We start from the raw sequence: 21,018 nt of genomic DNA, 5'->3' as shown, positions 1-21,018 counted from the left end.
TAATCTTGCACTAACTCAAATACCTAATCAAAACGCTATCCGTCAAAGCAGCATCCCCAACTGTACTTTTGAAGTGTCAGAGAGGTTTTACGATGCAACTTAATAGAATCGCACAAAGTTTTATACTTGCTGGGTTACTCACATCGTTTTCTGTTCCCCTTATGGCCGCTGAAGCCCCCAAAGACGCTACAGCCGCCACGCAACAAGCCAACAACGCGCTTTACAATCAACTGCCCTTCTCCGATAACACCGACTTTACCGACGCCCACAAAGGCTTTATCGCCCCACTCCCGCAGGACGTGATCAAGGGCGAGCAGGGAAATGTTATCTGGAATCCGCAGCAGTACGCGTTCATCAAAGAAGGCGATAAAGCCCCGGATACGGTAAACCCGAGCCTGTGGCGTCAATCTCAGTTGATCAACATCAGCGGGCTGTTTGAAGTAACGGATGGCGTTTACCAGATTCGTAACCTCGATCTGTCAAACATGACCATTATTGAAGGTAAAGAAGGCATCACCGTTGTTGACCCGCTGGTCTCGGCAGAAACGGCCAAAGTCGGGATGGATCTTTACTTTAAAAACCGCGGTAAAAAACCGGTTGTTGCAGTGATTTATACCCACAGCCACGTTGACCATTACGGCGGCGTACGCGGCGTTGTCGATGAAGCCGACGTTAAAGCGGGCAAAGTGAAAGTTTATGCGCCAGCCGGCTTTATGGAAGCCGCGGTCGCTGAGAATATCATGGCCGGTAACGTCATGAGCCGCCGCGCGAGCTACATGTACGGCAACCTGTTAAAACCTGATGCCAAAGGCCAGGTCGGCGCGGGACTGGGAACCACGACCTCCGCGGGAACCGTTACCCTGATTGCGCCAACAAATATCATTGAGAAAGATGGACAAAAAGAGGTCATCGATGGCCTGACCTATGACTTCATGCTGGCTCCGGGTTCCGAAGCACCATCGGAAATGCTGTGGTACATCGAAGAGAAGAAACTGATTGAATCCGCAGAAGATGTTACCCACACCCTGCACAACACCTACTCCCTGCGCGGAGCCAAAATTCGTGAGCCGCTGCCGTGGTCCAAATACATCAACGAAGCGATTGTGCGCTGGGGTGATAAAGCCGAAGTGCTGATGGCGCAGCACCACTGGCCAACCTGGGGTAATGACAAGGTGGTCAGCCTGCTGAAAAGTCAGCGCGATCTGTATCGTTACATCAACGACCAGACGCTACGCATGGCTAACGAAGGTCTGACCCGCGATGAAATCGCTGCCAACTTTAAGCTGCCGGACTCACTGGCACATACCTGGGCTAACCGCGGTTACTATGGTTCCGTGAGCCATGACGTAAAAGCGACCTATGTGCTCTATCTCGGCTGGTTTGACGGCAACCCGGCAACGCTGGATGAGCTGCCGCCGGAAGAGTCTGCGAAGAAATTTGTCGACTACATGGGTGGTGCGGACGCCATTTTGCAGAAAGCAAAAGCAGACTATGACCAGGGCAACTACCGCTGGGTGGCACAGGTGGTAAGCAAAGTCGTGTTTGCCGATCCAAATAACCAGGCCGCACGTAATCTGGAAGCAGATGCGCTTGAGCAACTGGGTTATCAGGCTGAATCCGGCCCGTGGCGTAACTTCTACCTGACCGGCGCGCAAGAGCTGCGTAACGGCGTGGTCAAAGGCCCAACCCCGAATACCGCCAGCCCGGATACCGTTCGTGCTATGACACCGGAAATGTTCTTCGATTATCTGGCAGTGCATATTAACGGACAAAAAGCGGGTGATGCGAAGTCGGTGTTTAACATCGATCTTGGCAGTGATGGCGGTAAATATAAGCTTGAGCTGGAGAATGGCGTCCTGAACCATACCGCCAATGCCGAAGCGAAAGATGCCGATGCTACGATCACGCTTAATCGCGATACGCTGAACAAAATCATCCTCAAGGAAGTGACGCTGAAACAGGCACAAGACAGCGGTGACGTGAAGATAACCGGTGACGGCGCCAAGCTTGATGCCATGCTCGGCTATATGGATAAATTCGAATTCTGGTTCAACATCGTTACGCCATAAGCACAACGAAAACGGGCGGATTTCCGCCCGTTTTTTCTTACATACTGTAGCCAGGTTTTTTAATTAATCTCGCCATCTGCGGCACAATTTCCTTATCCCACACGGCCTGCCACGCCTCTGGCTCAACTTCATTGAGCGCCACGCTGACTGAACTGTCTTTGCTTTGCAAATGACGAATAATAACCTCGGTAATATCCGCCGCCAGGGCGGTTTTCTGTTCGTCGGTAAGAGAGCGAGGAAAACATTTAATATCAACGTGCGGCATAGCAGATTCCTTATTGTTTTGGGTTGCAGGTAACTTATGCGGACTCTCGTTCTACCAGATGAAAACCGACATCAATAATATCGTCTTCACGCGGAATTTGTTCGATACGATCGGCAAGCAGTGAGGCAGCACGTTGCCCGATGGCCCGTCTGTCGACGCTGACGGTGGTGATGGCGGGCCGATTGCTGGCAGCAAAATCCAGATCGCCAAAACCGATTACCGCCAACTCTTGCGGCACGCGTATACCGCGACTTTCGGCCTCCATGATCGCCCCCTGGGCTAGCGTATCAGAGCTACAGACAATGACATCAAACTCGCGCTCCGCCAATAGCTGCGTTAATCCAGTGCGTCCCAATGCCAGAGAGGCCGGTAGCGGGACGTCCACCTGTGCGTCAGCCGCAATACCATGACGACTCAACGCATCGCACAGTCCTTGTTTACGCTGGCCTGCCCGGCGATCGGCAGTCCATAACAACCCCGGACGTCGATAGCCTTTATTCAGCAGATAGTCTGCCACCGCTTGCCCGACCTTTTCATGCGAAAAACCGACCAGCATATCGATGGGTGTTGGGGTTAAATCCCAGATTTCCACAACCGGGATGGCCGCATTAAGAATCACTTTTTTCAGCTCAGCGGTATGATGAATACCGGTGAGTACTACACCATCCGGGCGACGAGAAAGCAGCGTCGCCACCAGCTCCGCCTCTGTTTGCGGCGTATAACCCGACACGCAAAGCAAAATGTGGTATCCGCGTTCTGCCAGTTCATCACTTAATGACTGGATGGTATCGACAAACATATTGTTGTTAATTTGCGGAATAACCACGGCGATAAGCTTGCTGCGACGCGACGCCAGTCCCCCAGCCAGTGCGTTGGGAATATAGCCGGTGGCGCGCACCGCCTGCATCACTTTTTCAACCGTTTTCGGGCGCACCAGCTGCGGGGTATTCAACGCCCTGCTCACCGTCATGGGTGACAATCCCGCGGTACGGGCAACATCTTCCAGCGTGGGAGCGCGCGGTGGTTTGGGATTTTTCACTGTCGATGCCCTTGTCAAAAATCGCTGATTTATCCTGGCATTATTCATCATGATTTTGGCTATTGCCAGCGTTGCTCAGTGATAACGCAGGGAAAACAGCAGCTTAGTTAATTATCGCCACTCACAATGATAGCGCAATCACAATGATTTGTGCATTTCTCCATAAAGTACTGGAATGTGACGTCGTTTATAATTTACCACCCTTCTCTCTCTGAATTTGTGAGCAATTGTTCAAATCGCAGTCAATTCGCTGGCACAGTGATTGCGCTAACATTAAAAATGATAGCGCAATCATTTGTTATCACCAGGAGAGAACAATATGTCTTTAAGTGCCAATTCCGATGCCGTGACCTATGCCAAATCGGCTAACGCTAAAACCGCAGCAGAAACCGGTGACCGTATTGAATGGGTAAAACTGTCTCTGGCTTTCCTTCCTCTGGCAACACCCGTGAGCGATGCCAAAGTGCTCACCGGTCGCCAGAAACCGCTAACTGAAGTCGCCATAATCATCGCCGAGATCCGCAGCCGCGACGGGTTTGAAGGCGTGGGATTTAGTTACTCCAAGCGGGCTGGCGGCCAGGGAATCTATGCGCATGCCAAAGAAATTGCCGATAACCTGTTAGGCGAAGATCCAAACGATATTGACAAGATCTACACCAAGCTGCTGTGGGCTGGCGCTTCCGTGGGGCGCAGCGGCATGGCGGTACAAGCCATCTCCCCTATCGATATCGCATTATGGGATATGAAAGCCAAGCGTGCAGGATTGCCGCTGGCAAAACTGCTTGGCGCGCATCGGGACTCCGTGCAGTGCTACAACACCTCCGGCGGATTCCTGCATACGCCGCTGGATCAGGTGCTAAAAAACGTGGTTATTTCCCGTGAAAACGGCATTGGTGGTATCAAACTCAAGGTTGGTCAGCCAAACTGCGCCGAGGATATTCGCCGCTTAACCGCGGTGCGTGAAGCGCTGGGGGATGACTTCCCGCTAATGGTCGATGCCAATCAGCAGTGGGATCGGGAAACCGCCATCCGTATGGGACGTAAAATGGAGCAGTTCAATCTAATCTGGATTGAAGAGCCGCTGGACGCCTACGATGTTGAAGGTCACGCCCAACTGGCCGCCGCGCTTGATACCCCGATTGCCACAGGTGAAATGCTGACCAGCTTCCGCGAACATGAACAGCTGATCCTCGGCAATGCCAGCGATTTTGTTCAGCCCGATGCACCGCGTGTGGGAGGGATTTCACCGTTCCTGAAAATTATGGACCTGGCGGCTAAACATGGTCGCAAACTGGCTCCGCACTTCGCTATGGAAGTTCACCTGCATCTGTCCGCTGCTTATCCGCTTGAGCCATGGCTGGAGCATTTCGAATGGCTGAACCCGTTATTTAACGAACAACTTGAGCTGCGCGATGGCCGGATGTGGGTTTCCGATCGTCACGGTCTGGGCTTCAGCATCAGCGAGCAGGCGCGCCGCTGGACGCAATTAACCTGCGAGTTTGGCAAACGTCCTTAATTAATTTGGCGGGTAAGCAATACCCGCCCTCCTCCCCTACAAAAACGCTCTCAACCTTATGAAAGGAGTGGGTGATGAACACAATAATAAAGCGTACAAAAGTGCGTTACGGCATTCTGATATTTCTGTTTCTTGCGACCGTATTTAATTACGCCGATCGCGCGACGTTATCCGTCGTGGCGCCGATTATGAGCAAAGAATTAGGTTTTGATCCTGAAGCAATGGGGCTGGCCTTTTCTGCCTTCGGTATTTCTTATGTCATTATGCAACTCCCCGGCGGCTGGCTGCTGGATCGCTATGGCTCGCGTCTGGTATACGGCTGCGCACTGATTGGCTGGTCGCTGGTCACTATGTTTCAGGGCACCATTTATCTGTACGCCAGCCCGCTTGTCGTATTGATTATCTTACGATTACTGATGGGTGCGATTGAAGCTCCGGCCTTTCCGGCCAATAGCCGATTAAGCGTGCAGTGGTTTCCTAATAACGAACGGGGCTTTGTTACCTCTGTCTATCAGGCCGCGCAATATATCTCGTTAGGGATTATTACGCCGCTAATGACGATTATTTTGCATAATCTCAGTTGGCACTTTGTGTTTTATTACATTGGGGCAATAGGCGTTATTCTTGGCATCTTCTGGTTGGTCAAAGTCAGAGACCCTATGCATCATCCAAAGGTGAACCAGCAGGAAATTGACTATATTCGGGAAGGCGGTGGTGAACCGTCGCTGGGTAATAAAAAAGAGCCACAGAAGGTTACCTTTGCGCAAATTAAAAGCGTCTGCGTCAACCGCATGATGATTGGCGTATATATCGGACAGTTCTGCGTGACATCCATTACCTGGTTCTTCCTGACCTGGTTCCCTACTTATCTGTATCAGGCGAAAGGCATGTCGATCCTCAAAGTGGGGTTTGTCGCCAGTATCCCTGCCATTGCCGGTTTTATCGGTGGGTTACTGGGCGGCGTTTTCTCCGACTGGCTATTAAAGCGCGGCTACAGCCTGACGATTGCCCGTAAGCTGCCGGTTATCTGCGGGATGTTACTTTCCTGCGTCATCGTTATCGCCAACTACACCTCGTCAGAATTTGTGGTGATCGCGGCGATGAGCCTGGCGTTTTTCGCTAAGGGCTTTGGCAATCTGGGATGGTGCGTACTTAGCGATACCTCGCCAAAAGAAGTGCTCGGTATTGCAGGTGGCGTTTTCAATATGTGCGGCAATATGGCCAGTATCATCACGCCACTGGTGATCGGCATCATTCTGGCGAATACCCAGTCTTTTGATTACGCCATTCTGTACGTCGGTTCGATGGGGCTGATTGGCCTGATTTCTTATCTGTTTATCGTGGGTCCATTGGATCGTATTACGCTGACCCCTTCTGTCGCGTAATTTAAAACTTATGGCGATAGTTCGCCCGCTGTTCCGGGATTTGCACTCCTGCGGAACAGCGTTTTTTACTCAAATAATCTTATTGCTTTTCAGTACGGTACGCAGCCTCGGATGCTGACAAACCGCATCGGCGATGGCGCTAATATTCGGCGTGTTGTCCTGAAACCAGTCATGCCCTGGTCCCCAGGAGCGCATAACGGCAATGTAAATGTCCAGCAGTGTTAGCTGATCCCCAAATGCGTACGGCTCGGCGCTTAGCTGGTTGTTCAGCCACATATAGAGGGATTTACGGTACTCAATGCAGTTCTTTTTCAACTGCGCCGGGGCGTCCGGTACCCATCTGTCAGGATAATCGGCATAGGTAAACGTGGGATAGACATTTGCCACCAACCATATCAGCAGACGCTGAAACTGCTGGCGTTCGGCGTGTCCGACGGGTGGTGAAAGTTCAGGGCGACGATCGAGGATCATCAGCGCGATCGCCGCCGTTTCCGTCAACACGCTGCCATTTTCCAGTACCAGCGTGGGCACCTGGCATAGTGGATTCATTGTTTTAAGCAACTCCCGCGAAGGACCATCGCTGTCAAAACCGTCCACATCAATAAAGCTGTAAGGGATCTCCGCCAGTGTGAGCATCACTTCACTGATGGCCGATCCCCAGCCCGGTACCCCATAGACCTTAATCATGCTGCAACCCCCAACGTTAAAACACTAAGTGTAGAGCAGCATTCGGCAACCTATGCAGGCATGATTATTACTTTCATAATAACAATGGTCGAATACCGGGGGAGAATAAGCAATGCGTTCCAGTATGTTTGAATACATGAACATTTTTGTACAGGTTGTTGAGCAAGGTGGATTTGCCAGAGCCGCAGATGTGTTACACCTGCACCGCCCTGCGGTCACCAAAGCTATCCAACATCTTGAAGACGATCTGGGGGCAAAGTTGCTTAACCGCACGACTCGTAAAGTGAGTCTGACAGAAGAAGGTGATGCTTTTTACCAACGCACAAAAATACTGCTCAGTGACGTTGATGACATCATGGCTTCTTTCTCGCCAACTCGCCCGCCACGCGGAAAACTCAGGGTTAATGCACCTCTGTCGCTGGCGCACTCCGTGTTAGTTCCTGCGCTGAAAGATTTCCAGTCGCGATATCCTGACATCGAGATGGTACTCACCTCCACCGACCGTAGAATCGATATGCTTGCCGAAGGCATCGACTGCATGATCCGTATTGGCGAGCTACAAGATTCGACCTTGATCTCCAGGCGGCTTGGTGAGGTCAAAATGGTGACCTGTGCTTCACCGGATTATCTGCAAAAACAGGGGGTGCCGCAGGTACCAGAGGATTTATCCCGACACCAGGCGCTTAACTTTTTTAGCGAGCGTCATCGCGAAGCGCTGGAATGGACCTTCGTCAATAGAGGTAAAACCGAATCGTTCACCCCCGCAGGGCGGATAAGCGTTGATAACTCCGATATTCTGTTGACCGGCTGCTTATCTGGACTCGGCATTATACGTGGCGTTCATGCTGTCCTTGCACCCTATCTTCAGTCAGGCCAGCTTGTTGAGGTGCTGGCCGATTATACCGGTGAATCAAAACCAGTTTCGGTGCTTTACCCGGACAGACGTCATCTCGCCCCTCGGGTTCGGGTATTCATTGACTGGTTATGCGAACTTTTTAGCCAACAAAAACCGCGACTTCAGGGATTATTACAAAATAAGTAATAGTGAAGTTCCGCAACAACGGTTTTTCACTCTCATCTGAGTCGTTAAATTGTGCAGACCCAATACAGAACAATTTACTGAGGTCTGCTATGTCTAAGGTCGTAGTTTTTAATCAAATTGGTGGCGCTGAAGTCCTGAAGATTCAGGAGATGCAGGTTCCCGCGCCTGATGCAAATGAGGTTCAGATCCGCGTGCGGGCTATTGGTATCAACCGTGCGGAAGTTATGTACCGCACCGGACAGTATATTTACCAACCTAATTTCCCGGCGCGACTGGGTTATGAAGCTGCCGGAGTCATTGAATCAGTGGGAGACAACGTACGTGAGTTTGCACCTGGCGATTACGTTAGCGTCATCCCGGCATTCAGCTTTCATCAATATGGAATGTATGGTGAAGTCGTTAATGCCCCCGCTCACGCGGTCGTAAAGCATCCACAAAACCTGAGCTTTACCGAGGCTGCTGCCAGCTGGATGATGTATGTGACCGCTTTCGGTGCGCTGGTTGAATATGCGGATATTAAGCCCGGTGATAACGTGCTGATCAATGCTGCTTCCAGCAGCGTCGGACTGGCGGCAATTCAGATTGCTAACATGCGGGGAGCAAAACCGATTGCGATGACACGGACCAGTGAGAAACGTGATCAGTTGCTGCAACTGGGCGCGGCAGAGGTTATTGCAAGCCAGGAGCAGGATCTGGTGGCCGAGATTCAGCGGATTACTGAGGGTAAAGGAACCCGCGTGGTGTTCGATCCGGTCGGTGGCCCAGCGGTGGCAAAAATTGCCCAAGTGATGCCAGCCGGTGGGCTCTTTTTCCAGTATGGTTCGCTTGATTCACGTGACCTTTCTATCCCGGTCATTGAGATACTCGGTCGTCATCTGACCTTCCGCGGCTATGAGATTTTCGAAATCACCACGGACGCAGAAAAACTTGCGCGGGCGAAACGGTTTATCTTTGAAGGATTGCAGTCTGGCCAGCTCAAGCCGCTGATTGATAAAACCTTTGCCTTTGATGATATCGTCGAAGCACATCAATACATGGAAGCCAACGGCCAGGTAGGCAAAATCGTCGTCACTCTGTAATCTCTGTGCGGCACAGCCTTGTGCCGCAATGTGTCTCAAAGCACTTTCGACAAAAACTGCTGAGTGCGCGTGTGGCGTGGATGATTCAGCACTTGCTCGCTGCTGCCCTGCTCGATGATTTTGCCATCGACCATAAACACCACCTGATCCGCCACTTCCCGGGCGAAGCCAATCTCATGCGTTACCACAACCAGCGTGGTTCCCGACTTCGCCAGCGCTTTAATGACATCCAGTACTTCACCGACCAGTTCAGGATCCAGTGCAGATGTAGGCTCATCAAACAGCATGACACGCGGATTTAACGCCAGCGCACGGGCAATAGCGATACGCTGCTGCTGACCTCCGGATAAGTGACGCGACCAGGCATCGGCTTTATTCCGTAACCCTACCGCATCAAGCAGAGTTAATGCCCGCTCGGTGGCGGTTTTACGCGTTGCCAGTCCGTGCGCAATGGGCGCTTCAATCAGATTCTCCAGAACCGTTAAGTGGGGGAACAGATTAAAGTTCTGGAACACATAGCCGACGTTAACACGCTGGCGCAAAATTTCCGCCTCTTTCAGCTCATATAGCTTGTCTCCCTGCCGACGATAGCCAATGTAATCGCCATCGATTTGAATAAACCCCTCATCAACGCGTTCCAGATGGTTGATGGTCCGCAAGAGTGTGGATTTCCCTGAACCGGACGGGCCAAGAATAACCGTTACCGTACCGGGAGGGATCTCCAGCGACACATTATCCAGCGCTTTGTGGCGACCAAAGTATTTGCTAACGCCGGTAATAGAAATATGGCCTTCAGGCGAGCGGGACATGGACGGCCTCCTGCTGTGGACGTTGACGACTGCGTTTTTCTGCACGACTCACCCGGGCTGTGTTGATCGCTGAACGTCGTTCGCTGCGTGCCAACGCACGTTCAACCAGGTGCTGAATTAACGACAGGACGCTGGTGATCACCAGATACCACACCGCACCCACCATCAGCAGCGGGATCACTTCCTGCGTGCGGTTATATATCATCTGGATGGTGTAGAACAGCTCCGGCATTGCCAGCACATATACCATCGCCGTCCCTTTCGCCAGGCTGATGATTTCATTGAATCCAGCAGGCAAAATGGTGCGCAGCGCCTGCGGCAGAATAATCCGCAGCGCACGTCGCCCTGATGGTAAGCCCAGTGCTGCCGCTGCCTCGTACTGACCGTGATCGACCCCTAAAAATCCACCCCGAATAATTTCAGCGGTATAGGCGCTTTGCACCAGCGTCAGGCCAACCACCGCAGTGGAAAACTGACCGAGTACATTGATGGTCTCAAAACTTCCCCACTGAATGGGAGTGAACGGAATACCAATCGTCAACGTGTCGTACAGATAGGAGAAGTTGTACAAAACGATCAGCACCACAATCAGCGGTAACGAACGAAACAGCCAGATGTACCCCCATGCCAGACCGTTCAACAGCCAGGAAGATGAAAGCCGTGCCAACGCCAGCAGACCGCCGATGACAATACTCAACAGCGTCCCGATCAGCGTCAGTAACAGCGTTTGCCCGAGGCCGGACAAGATAACCGGATCAAAGAACCAGCGGGCAAACACGCTCCATTCCCAGCGCGGATTAAACGCCACGGACTGGAGAATTACCGCAAGGGCAAATAAGGCAATGACCGCGCCTACGGTACGCATGGGATAACGTGCCGGTACGACTCTAATGCTATCTGTCGTTTTCATTTTCTCTCCTCAGGCGATTCTGGCCTGACCGGCAATAGTCAGCAGTTTGGTAAAGCGCAGCCGTCCATCAAACGGCGGCAGGCTGTACTCTTCGGGATCGCGCGTCGTATCAAATTGCGGATCGTAGCCCTGGCTTAAATAAAGTCTGACGGCCTCCGGCTGGCGAAATCCCGTGGTCAGATAAATCCGGCTGTAGCCTGCGAGCAGCGCTCTACGTTCCAGTTCCTGCACCACGCGCGCCGCCAGCCCCTGCTGACGCAGGCTGCTTTTTGTCCAGATGCGCTTAATCTCGGCGGTATCTTTATCGTAAGGTTTGTAAGCCCCGGTGGCGATAATTTCGCCGCGGCGCTCCAGTACCACAAAAAGTCCCTGCGGCGCCAGATACCATTCGGTCAGTTCCACTTCAGCGTCGCGAGAAAAGTAATCGCCATAGCGGGCGGCATATTCACCGAACAGACCGTTCAAAATGGGCTGCAGCTCGCTGGCTTCCGGTGAGAGCACGCGAAATTGATCGCTCACGATGACCTCCTTAGTCGCCTAAACCGGCCGGGTTGATTTCAGATTGTGGAATGCGTTCCACCCCTTCTCCCCAGCGATTCAGCACCTTGTCATAGTCGCCGTTGCCAATCACGCCGTTGAGGGCGGTTTGTACCGGCAGAACCAGACCGCTGTCTTTTTTCAGCGTCACAGCGATATGTGCCGCTTTTGGCCAACCGCCATCAACGCTACCCACTAATTGCGTTTTACCGTTGAGTGCAGCTTTCCACGCGCCGATTACATTAGGACCGAAGTAGGCATCGGCGCGGCCTGACTGTAGGGCCAGGGTTTGCGCGGCATCATCTTTGGTATATACCGGCGTAAACGGCTGTAACCCTTTCTTCACGTTCTCATCGTTCCAGGCCAACAGAATGGCTTCCTGGTTTGTCCCCGAACCGACGATAATGCGTAGTCCTGCGATATCTTCCGCCTGCTCGATTTTCTTCAGCTTGCTACCGGTTTTGACATAAAAGCCAAGAGAGTCCTTCCGATACGTCGCGAAATCGAATTTTTCTTTGCGTGCTTTGGTAACGGTAATATTGCTGATCGCGGCATCGTATTTGCCGGAAGTGACGCCCAGCGGCCAGTCTTCCCATGACGTAGGTACAACGTTGAGTTCCAGCCCCAAACTGTCAGCCACCAGACGCGCGATATCCGCCTCGCTGCCGATCAGCGTTTTATTGTCATCTGCAAATACGGTCAGCGGCGGCTGGCTGAGCCCGGCAATCGCCACGGTGAATTTACCCGGTACGGCCAGGTGCAGGTTTGCGGGCAACTGCGCAATCGCCTGCGGATTCTTAGCTGTATTGATCGGCGCTTTATTGGCTTCCAGGCTTACGCCGGTGCCGTTAATCGTCACTTCATTTGCCCAAACGGTCGCGCTTAAAGCCAGTGACAGCGCGAGAAATACTGATTTTTTCTGCATAGCGTTTTTCTCTTATTGTGTGAATTGATTTGCAGGTGTCGCTAATCCCAGGCTTGCGCGCAGGGTCGTACCGGGATATTCATGGCGGAACAGGCCGCGCGCCTGAAGCACAGGGACAACCTGTTCGACAAAACGCGGGAAGGTATCCGGCGTGCCACCCTGGATGATAAAACCGTCTGCGGCTTTTTCGTCGAACCACTGCTGCAGGCCGTCGGCAACCTGTTGTGGCGTGCCGCTGAAACGCGGACGTGGACTGGCCGCTTCCAGAGCAACCTGACGAAGTGTTAAACCACGCTCGCGTGCATTGCGTTTGATCTCATCAGTCGTACTGCGAAAGCTGTTTTGTCCGAGAGAGCCCAGATCCGGGAACGGTGCGTCCAGCGGATATTGGGCAAAATCATGATGTTCAAAGTAGCGGCCAAGATAGTTCAGCGCGTCAGTAACGGAGACCAGCGCAGCGGTAGTCTGATACTGCTGCTCAACGTCTTCTGCGCTGTCGCCAACAATAACGCTGACGCCCTGGAATATATGCAGTTGATCGGGATGTCGTCCGGCGACTTCCAGCTGGCTTTTTACATCCTGATAGAACGCTTTAGCCTCTGCCAGCGACTCCTGATGGGTAAAAATGGCATCAGCATGCTGCGCCGCTAATTTTTTACCATCTGCTGAAGCGCCCGCCTGAAATATAATCGGACGGCCTTGTGGTGTACGCCCAATATTTAATGGCCCGGCGACCTGGAAATAATCTCCATGATGGTTAAGCGTGTGCATTTTTTGCGGATTAAAAAATTCCCCGCTTGTTTTATTACGGGTAAAAGCATCATCTTCCCAGGAATCCCACAGCCCTTTCACTACCTGTAAATATTCATCGGCAATACGATAACGCTGGGCATGCTCTGGATGCTGAGCGCGAGAATAGTTTTTTGCCGATCCTTCCAGAGGCGACGTCACCACGTTCCAACCCGCGCGCCCCTTGCTGAGATGGTCCAGGCTAGCGAACTGCCGTGCGGTCGTAAACGGCTCGCTGTATGATGTGGACACCGTGCCAACCAGCCCCAGATTCTGGGTGATACTGGCCAGAGCGGATAATACCGTCAGCGGCTCAAAACGATTTAAAAAGTGCGGGATTGATTTTTCATTAATATACAGACCATCGGCGACAAAAATAAAATCCAGCTTCCCTTTTTCCGCAATAAGCGCCGTCTCTTTGACAAAATCAAAATTAATACTGGCATCAGCCTGAGCCACCGGATGGCGCCATGCGGACATATTTCCCGATGCGCCATGTAGAATAGTGCCGAGCCGTAGTTGCCGATTTTCAGCCATAATAACCCCTACCCAACAGGTAAACTTAAAGGTGTGCGAATGCCGTTTTTGCTAACTGCGCAAAGTAATGCGCGGCAGGTTCAATTAAACGCTCGTCCGGATTAAATCCCGGGTGATGTAATCCGTATTCACTGGCGCTGCCAATACTGACAAATGCGCCAGGTGTATTTTGCAGGTAGACGGCAAAATCCTCCCCGCCCATATGCAGGTCGGCATGGTGGGTGGTATAACCTGACTGTTTCGCCACCGCGGTGGCAATATCGGCCCAACGATCATCATTTACCAATGCGGTTGGTCCCGCATGCCAGATTACGTCGATTTGTGCGCCAAAGGCGTGGGCAAATCCGGCGGCGATGTCATTAACGCGGGCCTTAACCTGCTGCTGCACCTGGGTTCGGTGCGTTCTGAGTGTCCCTTCCAGCTCAACGGACTCCGGCAGTACGTTCCAGGTGTTTCCCCCCTGAATACGGGTCACGCTGAGCACCACCGAATCCAGCGTGTTTATGTCGCGGCTGGCAACGCTTTGCAGCACCGTTACCAACTGGCTGGCGAGCAGGATGGCATCTTTACCTTCATGCGGACGCGCCGCATGTGCGCCCTTGCCATTAATGCGCAGTACGAAGCGGTCGACATTGGCATAAAATGCGCCGCCGCGTGTGGCAAATTCGCCCACCGGCAAACCGGGCTCATTGTGCATACCGAAAATAGCCGCTACGTTTTGCAGCGCACCGGCGCGGATCAACGTTTTTGCGCCGCCGAAACTCTCTTCAGCTGGCTGAAACAAAATACGTACTCGCCCCGGTAAGGTTATTTCCTGCTGTTTTAGCAGCAGTGCTGCACCAAGCATGACGCTGGTATGGACGTCATGCCCGCAGGCATGCATCACGCCCGGCGTGAGTGAACGAAACGGAACATCGGCGCTTTCTTCTATCGGTAGCGCGTCGATATCCGCCCGCAGCGCGATGACATCTTCTCCCTGACCAATTTCCACGACCAGACCGGTTTTCAGCTCGAACGGCAGAATGTCGACGTCCGCAGCGTGCAACCAGGCGTGAATGCGCGCCGTGGTTGCTTCCTCCTGCAGGGAAAGCTCCGGATGCTGATGTAGTTCACGACGCCAGTCGATAAGCGTTGAGCCGAGAGTCATCAGAGCACCTCCACGGCGTTATGGGCTTGCGCTAACAAACGCAGCGATGTCAGACGCGCATGCCCTTGCGCCACTGGCGTGTCGATAATGAACTCGTCAATGCCTAATTGCGTATGCAGAGCATTCAGCTTTGCCATCACCTCCTGAGCGGTGCCGTGTAGCAACCCCTGCTCACGACGCGCGATTTTGCGTGGTGGGCTGCCAGACTGAGCGGCAAACGCCAGCGCCTGTTCTTCGCTGGCTACCGTGACACGTTGACCATCTTCCAGCTCCACGCCCCAGATTTGTACGTTTTCCGCCAGTTGCGCAGCGGTGTCGTAACTGTCAGCCACAATCACCTGGACGGCGACTATCGTCGGGCGTGCACTGTGGGTCTGCCAGAAGGACAAAACGTCATGCAATAACGCTTTGTCACCATTGAGGTGCGCTGCGAAGATGAAATTCCAGTCGGATTGCGCTGCTAACTGCGCGCTTTGCACACTGGCTCCCAGGACAAACTTTTCCGGTGGTATCGGTGGAATTGGCGTCGGGAATACCGTTTCCCCGCTTTCCGTTCCGCTCAGCGCCAGCCAATCGTTAAGCAAAGAAAGCTGGTCGGCAAAACTGCCTTTTTCTTCCTGATGCAGCCCATGCTGTAACGCCTGGGTCGACAGCGGTAAGCCGCCAGGGGCTTTCCCTACGCCGAGATCAACACGTCCAGGAGCCAGCGATGCCAGAAGATTGAAGTTTTCCGCCACTTTGTACGGGCTGTAATGTTGCAGCATTACGCCGCCGGAACCTACGCGGATATGCTGGGTTTGCCCGAGGATCCAGGCGATCACCAGCTCCGGCGATGGGCTGGCCAGCTGTGCCGTATTATGGTGTTCCGCGATCCAGAAACGATGGTACCCCCACTCTTCTGCCAGTTGCGCCAGGCGCAACGTACGGGAAAGCGCGGTCGCGGCAGTTTCACCTTCCCCGATGGGGCTTTTATCCAGAATACTCAGGCGATATGACATGTTACGAGCCTATGTTTGTTAACATGTCTTTATTATTAATTTATCAAATAGCCATACTGAAACATTTAATTCACATTTGCTCAGCTAAAAAGTAGATAACAACCCCTGTCGCTGCCAGGGTTAAAATTTGGATCGCCCAGTACAGGTTGTAACGCTAAACAGAAAAACACCCGCAATTAATAGCCTACAAAATATAATAGGGTCGTTGGCATCACGGTAATAACATCAAAATCATTTCATGCCAGTTTTCTTTTTACGAAAAGGTTTTTTAACGCGATTTACGTTAAGTCAGTTTAAACGACTTGTCACGTTATGCGCTTGTATTAATTGTTTCACTTTTATGACACAGGATGAATGATTTACATAGGAATTTTTATTTTAACTACTTCCACAGAATTGATGATTAGTAGAGAATGCAACGTTCTTATTAAAACGGTTTAAAACAGATTTTAATATCCCCCGATTTTATTGCGGGGATTTTTGTATGGATTATACATAGCACCATGGGACCTCTATGAAAAGTAACATGCCCGTTACACAAATTGAGCACGCACTTAACGATAAAGCGACGCTGCTTTCTACGACGGATAAAGAAAGTCATATTACCTACGCCAACTCCGCGTTTATTGATGCCAGCGGATTTAACGAACACCAGTTAATGGGCGAACCACATAATATTATTCGCCATCCCGATATGCCTCCCGCGGCGTTCGCCGATATGTGGTACACGCTACAGCAGGGAGACAGCTGGACGGGGATGGTGAAAAACCGTCGACAAAATGGCGACCATTACTGGGTTCGCGCCAACGTTACGCCGGTCTGGCACAATGAAAAACTCACCGGCTACATCTCGGTGCGTACCGTTCCTTCGCGCGATGAAATAACTCAAAGCGAAAGCTTATATCAAAAAATTAATAATCAGCAGCTTAAAGGGTTTCGTCTTTTTAAAGGTATTTTCATTCGTCGCGGAATATTGTCATGGGCATCAATGTTTAAATGGCTGAGCATTAGCCAGCGCGTCAATTATTCTTTAGGGGTAATCGCCCTGCTCGCTGTGCTATTTCTCTTCGCTCCTGTTAATCCATTTATTCAGGCGGGAGGGTTATTGTTCTTATTTCTGATGCTTGCTATTTACCTTAAGTATCAAATTTGTCAGCCAGTTAATACGCTACTGACGCAAATGAAGAAAGTGGTATCCGGGAGAAAACCTGATAACTGTCATTTAAATCGGGTGGATGAGATCGGAATGCTGATGCGTCTGGTTAATCAGTCCGGGCTTAATCTGAATTCCCTGGTCGATGATGTCAGTACGCAAATATCCGGTATTCGCGCCATCAGTCAGCGGGTATCAAAAGAAGGTACGGCGCTGCACAAGCGTTCAGAAGAAACCTCCGCCGACCTGCAACAAACCGCTGCCGCCATTGAAGAAATTGGTAGCGCGGTACAGCAAACTGCTGAGACTGCGGCTCATACTATGACCATGGCCGATAAAACCAGCGCCAATGCGGCAGAAGGCGGCGATATTATGAAACAAACTATCGCCATGATGCAGGCGATATCGCGTGACAACGGGCAGATAGTCGACATCATCGGCGTTATCGACAGTATTGCTTTCCAGACTAATATTCTGGCGCTCAATGCCGCGGTTGAAGCCGCGCGGGCCGGGGAGTCCGGGCGTGGTTTTGCCGTTGTGGCGGCAGAGGTCCGTAATCTGGCGCAGCATTCGGCGTCTGCAGCAAAAGAGATCAAACAGCTGATTGAGAAGAATGTCGCTAACGTTAACAGCGGTGTCAAAATGGTGGAGCAAACGGAAACGCATCTCACTGGGATGATTGGCGATGTCCTGCAGATGTCGATGATGATCAAAGATATTAGTCTGGCGACGCGTGAGCAAACCCAGGCGCTGGATCTGATTAACGATTCGATTTCACGCGTTGGCACCATGACACACAATAACGCCGAGATGGTGGAGCGTGTCACCGATGCTACCGCCGATCTGACCCAACGTTCAACGCGCTTACAGCAGGCCGTTCAGGTCTTTGGCGTATCAGCATAACGTTGTAGCGCTTATCGGGTGAATGTCTCGATAAGCGCACACCTCTCCACGTATTTACGCCCTTCTCTTTTATTGGCTGAATCGAGGCCACACCGCGCCAGTGCTGGCTGTACAAAAATGCTGAATTCTTGTTATCGGGGCTTTGCGGAACCGAACAATTGAATGTAGGATGCTCGGCCGGCAGTTTTCCCCCATAACTCAATGAAGGGTAAGGCTGTTTTCGCCGCAGCAGGTGCGGCAAAAAGGATTTTGTATTTTTGTCAGGTCAACAGGAAAAGTAATGAACACAAACAACACGCAAGCCGCGGAACAACATGCGGCGAAACGACGCTGGTTGAATGCCCACGAAGAGGGGTATCACAAAGCGATGGGTAATCGACAGGTACAAATGATCGCCATTGGCGGCGCAATTGGTACCGGGTTGTTTTTAGGGGCTGGCGCACGCTTGCAAATGGCGGGTCCTGCTTTGGCGCTGGTCTATCTGGTGTGCGGTATTTTTTCGTTCTTTATACTGCGCGCGCTTGGTGAACTGGTTTTACATCGCCCTTCCAGCGGCAGCTTTGTCTCCTACGCTCGCGAATTTTTAGGTGAGAAAGCCGCCTATGTGGCTGGCTGGATGTACTTCATCAACTGGGCGATGACCGGCATTGTCGATATCACCGCGGTGGCGCTGTATATGCATTACTGGGGCGCATTTGGTGATGTACCGCAGTGGGTGTTCGCCCTCGGCGCGCTGGCCATTGTTGGCACCATGAACATGATCGGCGTGAAGTGGTTCGCGGAGATGGAGTTTTGGTTTGCGCTGGTCAAAGTGCTGGCGATTGTGATTTTCCTGGTGGTGGGTACCGTCTTTTTAGGCACTGGAAAGCCGCTGGATGGTAACGCCACCGGTTTTCACCTGATCACCGACAACGGTGGATTCTTCCCACATGGCCTGCTGCCGGCGCTGGTACTGGTCCAGGGGGTGGTTTTCGCGTTTGCCTCCATTGAACTGGTGGGAACCGCTGCTGGAGAATGCAAAGATCCGCAAACCATGGTGCCAAAAGCAATCAATAGCGTTATCTGGCGTATTGGTCTGTTCTATGTGGGTTCTGTCGTGCTGCTGGTTCTGTTACTGCCGTGGAATGCCTATCAGGCGGGGCAAAGCCCGTTTGTTACCTTCTTCTCCAAACTGGGCGTGCCGTATATCGGCAGTATCATGAATATTGTGGTGCTCACCGCGGCGCTTTCCAGCCTTAACTCTGGGCTGTACTGCACCGGGCGTATTTTACGTTCCATGTCGATGGGCGGATCGGCGCCTAAATTCATGGCTAAAATGAGCCGTCAACAGGTACCCTGGGCTGGGATCCTCGCCACGTTGGTCGTCTATGTCGTCGGGGTATTTCTGAACTATCTGGTGCCGTCGCAGGTGTTTGAGATTGTGTTGAACTTCGCGTCGTTGGGCATTATTGCGTCGTGGGGCTTTATCATGGTCTGTCAGATGCGTCTGCGCCGGGCCATAAAAGAAGGTAAAACGGCAGACGTCAGCTTTAAACTGCCGGGCGCTCCGTTTACCTCGTGGCTAACCCTACTGTTCCTGCTGAGCGTGCTGGTGCTGATGGCGTTTGACTATCCAAACGGCACCTACACCATCGCGTCATTACCGTTGATTGCCATCCTGCTGGTTGCAGGCTGGTTCGGCGTACGTAAACGCGTCGCGGAAATCCACCGCACCGCGCCGTAATGGCTGAAGGCCTGACTGGTTAACCCTTCAGGCCTTCATTTTTAGTTCGCTTCAATCAACTGCGCTACATCGTTGCTGTTAATTTCCCGCGCATTTCCATCCTGATCGGTATAGCTGGTCATTCCCGTATCTTTGTCCAGTTTTGGCTTACCCTGGGTGGTGATGGTTTGTCCGCTTTTGGTCGTCATGACGTAATCGGTGGTACATCCTGCAAGGGTAAAGAGCATTACGCCTGCACAAAGACAGATAAATGGCTTTTTCATGGTATTCCCGTGTTATTCAGTTAGCCGTTGAGGGCGTAGTGTAAGTCCCTGAAGTGGCTCGGGCTACTGGCGGGGTGTAACGAGGCGTATCGTGGGGTTTAGAGAAATGACAGGAGGGGTTTCCCCCTCCGGATGTTTTATAGCGCAATACGAATAACATCGTCCGGCTGAGTGGCTTCCTGCTCGCGGGTAGATTTCTGTTTCACGCTGACGTACAGGGTTTTACCATCGGCGGAGAGCGCCAGGCTATTCGGGAACGTTGGGGTCTCGAATGTTTTGACGACTTTATAGCTTTTCGCGTCGATCACACTCACTTTACCGGCCTGGCGATGAGTCACGTAGGCTTCATTACGCGTTGGGTTGAACAACACGGCCAGGGATTCCGGCGCGGCGACTTTTGCCAGTACATTGCCATTACGGGTGTCGATTACCAACACTTCCGCCGCTTTAGAGTCGGTGACAAATGCGCGGTTGCCCGCTGTGTCCAGGCTCAGGTTGATAAAGAAATGCTCTTTCCCATCATCCAGCAGTTTTTTGCGGCTGAGAATTTTGTTAGTGGCGGTGTCAATGGTAATGAATTCACCGTCGGCATTGGCGGTGTACAGGCGTTTAGCTTTGCTGTCGACAGCCAGAGCGGTGCTCATTTTGCCGGTATTCTGGATGGTGTCCTTCAGCTTGATCGTCTCACCGTCCACCACCCAAATCACGCTCTCTTTACCAATACCGCTAATGTATACCGTGTTGGTGGCATCATCGGCGACCAGCTCACGCGGCTGCAGCGGGCGAACGTCTTCAGAACGCTTACGCGCATCCAGCACCAGACGTCCTTTCACCGCACCGGTTTTGGCATCCATCGCCGTAACCGCGCTGTTTACCGTGTTGCCGAACCACAGCGTTTGCGTGGCGTTGTTGATGGTGGCACCAAATGGTTTGAGATCGTTATGAATCACCTGGGTCACTTCGAGGGTGACCGGGTCAAGACGATAAACCACCCCGCCGGTATCCAGTTTGCGGCTCTGTGAGGTCGCCAGCCACAACGCGTTCTCTTGCTGGCTGTACGCCATTTCATAGGCGCCTTTGCCGACGGCTTTGCGCAGCAGTTCTTCTGCAGCCTGCGTAGTAAAAGATGATGCAACGAGCAGTGAACCTAACAGTAAAGAACCACGCAGACGCGGCGAAAACAGATGACGTAAAGACATGACGACTCCCTTTGATAAATTCGTTTGTTACTGCTTCACATAG

17 protein-coding genes and 1 pseudogene are annotated in these 21,018 nt (G+C 52.2%); 7 read left to right on the top strand and 11 right to left on the bottom strand.

Features of this window, described 5'->3' with window-relative positions:
- Positions 1 to 92: 92 nt before the first annotated feature.
- Positions 93 to 2,069: an alkyl/aryl-sulfatase gene (locus GHC22_RS11850; protein ID WP_057068212.1), complete on the top strand. Its 1,977-nt coding sequence runs from the start codon at positions 93 to 95 to the stop codon at positions 2,067 to 2,069.
- Positions 2,070 to 2,106: 37 nt separating this feature from the next.
- Here GHC22_RS11850 and pptA read toward each other — a convergent pair whose 3' ends face one another.
- Both pptA and GHC22_RS11840 read right to left on the bottom strand, forming a co-directional pair.
- Complete coding sequence (gene pptA, locus GHC22_RS11845; RefSeq protein WP_032943490.1) at positions 2,107 to 2,334, bottom strand: tautomerase PptA; 228 nt, start codon at positions 2,332 to 2,334, stop codon at positions 2,107 to 2,109.
- A 34-nt stretch (positions 2,335 to 2,368) separates the two neighbouring features.
- On the bottom strand, positions 2,369 to 3,373 hold the full coding sequence (locus tag GHC22_RS11840) for a LacI family DNA-binding transcriptional regulator (RefSeq protein WP_162623432.1): 1,005 nt from the start codon (positions 3,371 to 3,373) through the stop codon (positions 2,369 to 2,371).
- A gap of 319 nt (positions 3,374 to 3,692) precedes the next feature.
- On the opposite strand from GHC22_RS11840, the gene GHC22_RS11835 reads away from it, so the two are divergent.
- The gene (locus GHC22_RS11835) at positions 3,693 to 4,889 is read left to right on the top strand and encodes an L-talarate/galactarate dehydratase (protein ID WP_032943493.1); all 1,197 of its coding nucleotides are present in this window, start codon (positions 3,693 to 3,695) and stop codon (positions 4,887 to 4,889) included.
- 74 nt (positions 4,890 to 4,963) lie between these two features.
- A complete protein-coding gene (locus GHC22_RS11830; RefSeq protein WP_100272444.1) occupies positions 4,964 to 6,274 on the top strand; it encodes an MFS transporter in 1,311 nt (436 codons plus the stop codon).
- 69 nt (positions 6,275 to 6,343) lie between these two features.
- Here GHC22_RS11830 and GHC22_RS11825 read toward each other — a convergent pair whose 3' ends face one another.
- Complete coding sequence (locus GHC22_RS11825; protein ID WP_071445649.1) at positions 6,344 to 6,961, bottom strand: glutathione S-transferase family protein; 618 nt, start codon at positions 6,959 to 6,961, stop codon at positions 6,344 to 6,346.
- Between the two features lie 112 nt (positions 6,962 to 7,073).
- Here GHC22_RS11825 and GHC22_RS11820 point away from each other — a divergent pair, with 112 nt between their 5' ends.
- Positions 7,074 to 8,003 carry a LysR family transcriptional regulator gene (locus GHC22_RS11820; protein WP_071445647.1) on the top strand — a complete coding sequence of 310 codons (930 nt, stop codon included), beginning with the start codon at positions 7,074 to 7,076 and terminating at the stop codon, positions 8,001 to 8,003.
- An 89-nt stretch (positions 8,004 to 8,092) separates the two neighbouring features.
- Complete coding sequence (locus tag GHC22_RS11815) at positions 8,093 to 9,082, top strand: zinc-dependent alcohol dehydrogenase family protein (protein ID WP_153753034.1); 990 nt, start codon at positions 8,093 to 8,095, stop codon at positions 9,080 to 9,082.
- A 35-nt stretch (positions 9,083 to 9,117) separates the two neighbouring features.
- Here GHC22_RS11815 and GHC22_RS11810 read toward each other — a convergent pair whose 3' ends face one another.
- The 6 genes and pseudogenes from GHC22_RS11810 to GHC22_RS11780 form a co-directional block, all read right to left on the bottom strand.
- Positions 9,118 to 9,891 (bottom strand): amino acid ABC transporter ATP-binding protein, encoded by a 774-nt coding sequence (locus GHC22_RS11810; RefSeq protein ID WP_008784819.1) that lies wholly within the window; start codon positions 9,889 to 9,891, stop codon positions 9,118 to 9,120.
- Complete coding sequence (locus tag GHC22_RS11805; RefSeq protein WP_153753032.1) at positions 9,875 to 10,801, bottom strand: amino acid ABC transporter permease; 927 nt, start codon at positions 10,799 to 10,801, stop codon at positions 9,875 to 9,877. The genes GHC22_RS11810 and GHC22_RS11805 overlap by 17 nt, the downstream gene beginning before the upstream one ends.
- Positions 10,802 to 10,810: 9 nt before the next feature.
- Positions 10,811 to 11,320, bottom strand: coding sequence for a GNAT family N-acetyltransferase (locus GHC22_RS11800; RefSeq protein ID WP_003833076.1), 510 nt, complete (start codon positions 11,318 to 11,320; stop codon positions 10,811 to 10,813).
- 10 nt (positions 11,321 to 11,330) lie between these two features.
- Positions 11,331 to 13,589: pseudogene (locus GHC22_RS24675) on the bottom strand (NtaA/DmoA family FMN-dependent monooxygenase).
- Between the two features lie 25 nt (positions 13,590 to 13,614).
- Complete coding sequence (locus GHC22_RS11785; RefSeq protein WP_032943504.1) at positions 13,615 to 14,736, bottom strand: amidohydrolase; 1,122 nt, start codon at positions 14,734 to 14,736, stop codon at positions 13,615 to 13,617.
- Positions 14,736 to 15,734: an MsnO8 family LLM class oxidoreductase gene (locus tag GHC22_RS11780; RefSeq protein WP_153753028.1), complete on the bottom strand. Its 999-nt coding sequence runs from the start codon at positions 15,732 to 15,734 to the stop codon at positions 14,736 to 14,738. The genes GHC22_RS11785 and GHC22_RS11780 overlap by 1 nt, the downstream gene beginning before the upstream one ends.
- Positions 15,735 to 16,248: 514 nt before the next feature.
- Between GHC22_RS11780 and GHC22_RS11775 the strand changes: the two genes are divergently transcribed.
- Both GHC22_RS11775 and ansP read left to right on the top strand, forming a co-directional pair.
- On the top strand, positions 16,249 to 17,790 hold the full coding sequence (locus GHC22_RS11775; protein ID WP_153753026.1) for a PAS domain-containing methyl-accepting chemotaxis protein: 1,542 nt from the start codon (positions 16,249 to 16,251) through the stop codon (positions 17,788 to 17,790).
- A 280-nt stretch (positions 17,791 to 18,070) separates the two neighbouring features.
- Positions 18,071 to 19,513 (top strand): L-asparagine permease, encoded by a 1,443-nt coding sequence (gene ansP, locus GHC22_RS11770; RefSeq protein WP_003833088.1) that lies wholly within the window; start codon positions 18,071 to 18,073, stop codon positions 19,511 to 19,513.
- 41 nt (positions 19,514 to 19,554) lie between these two features.
- Here the strand turns inward: ansP and GHC22_RS11765 are convergent, their stop codons facing one another.
- Both GHC22_RS11765 and GHC22_RS11760 read right to left on the bottom strand, forming a co-directional pair.
- The gene (locus tag GHC22_RS11765; protein ID WP_003020157.1) at positions 19,555 to 19,776 is read right to left on the bottom strand and encodes a YgdI/YgdR family lipoprotein; all 222 of its coding nucleotides are present in this window, start codon (positions 19,774 to 19,776) and stop codon (positions 19,555 to 19,557) included.
- 137 nt (positions 19,777 to 19,913) lie between these two features.
- A complete protein-coding gene (locus tag GHC22_RS11760) occupies positions 19,914 to 20,975 on the bottom strand; it encodes a YncE family protein (RefSeq protein ID WP_003833093.1) in 1,062 nt (353 codons plus the stop codon).
- Positions 20,976 to 21,018 lie beyond the last annotated feature (43 nt).

Origin of the sequence: Citrobacter sp. H12-3-2 (assembly GCF_009649895.1) — a bacterium.
In the GTDB taxonomy this organism is placed as follows: Bacteria; Pseudomonadota; Gammaproteobacteria; order Enterobacterales; family Enterobacteriaceae; genus Citrobacter; species Citrobacter portucalensis.
The sequence above is the reverse complement of the archived record's forward strand: the minus strand, read 5'-3'. Positions and strand labels throughout refer to the sequence as shown.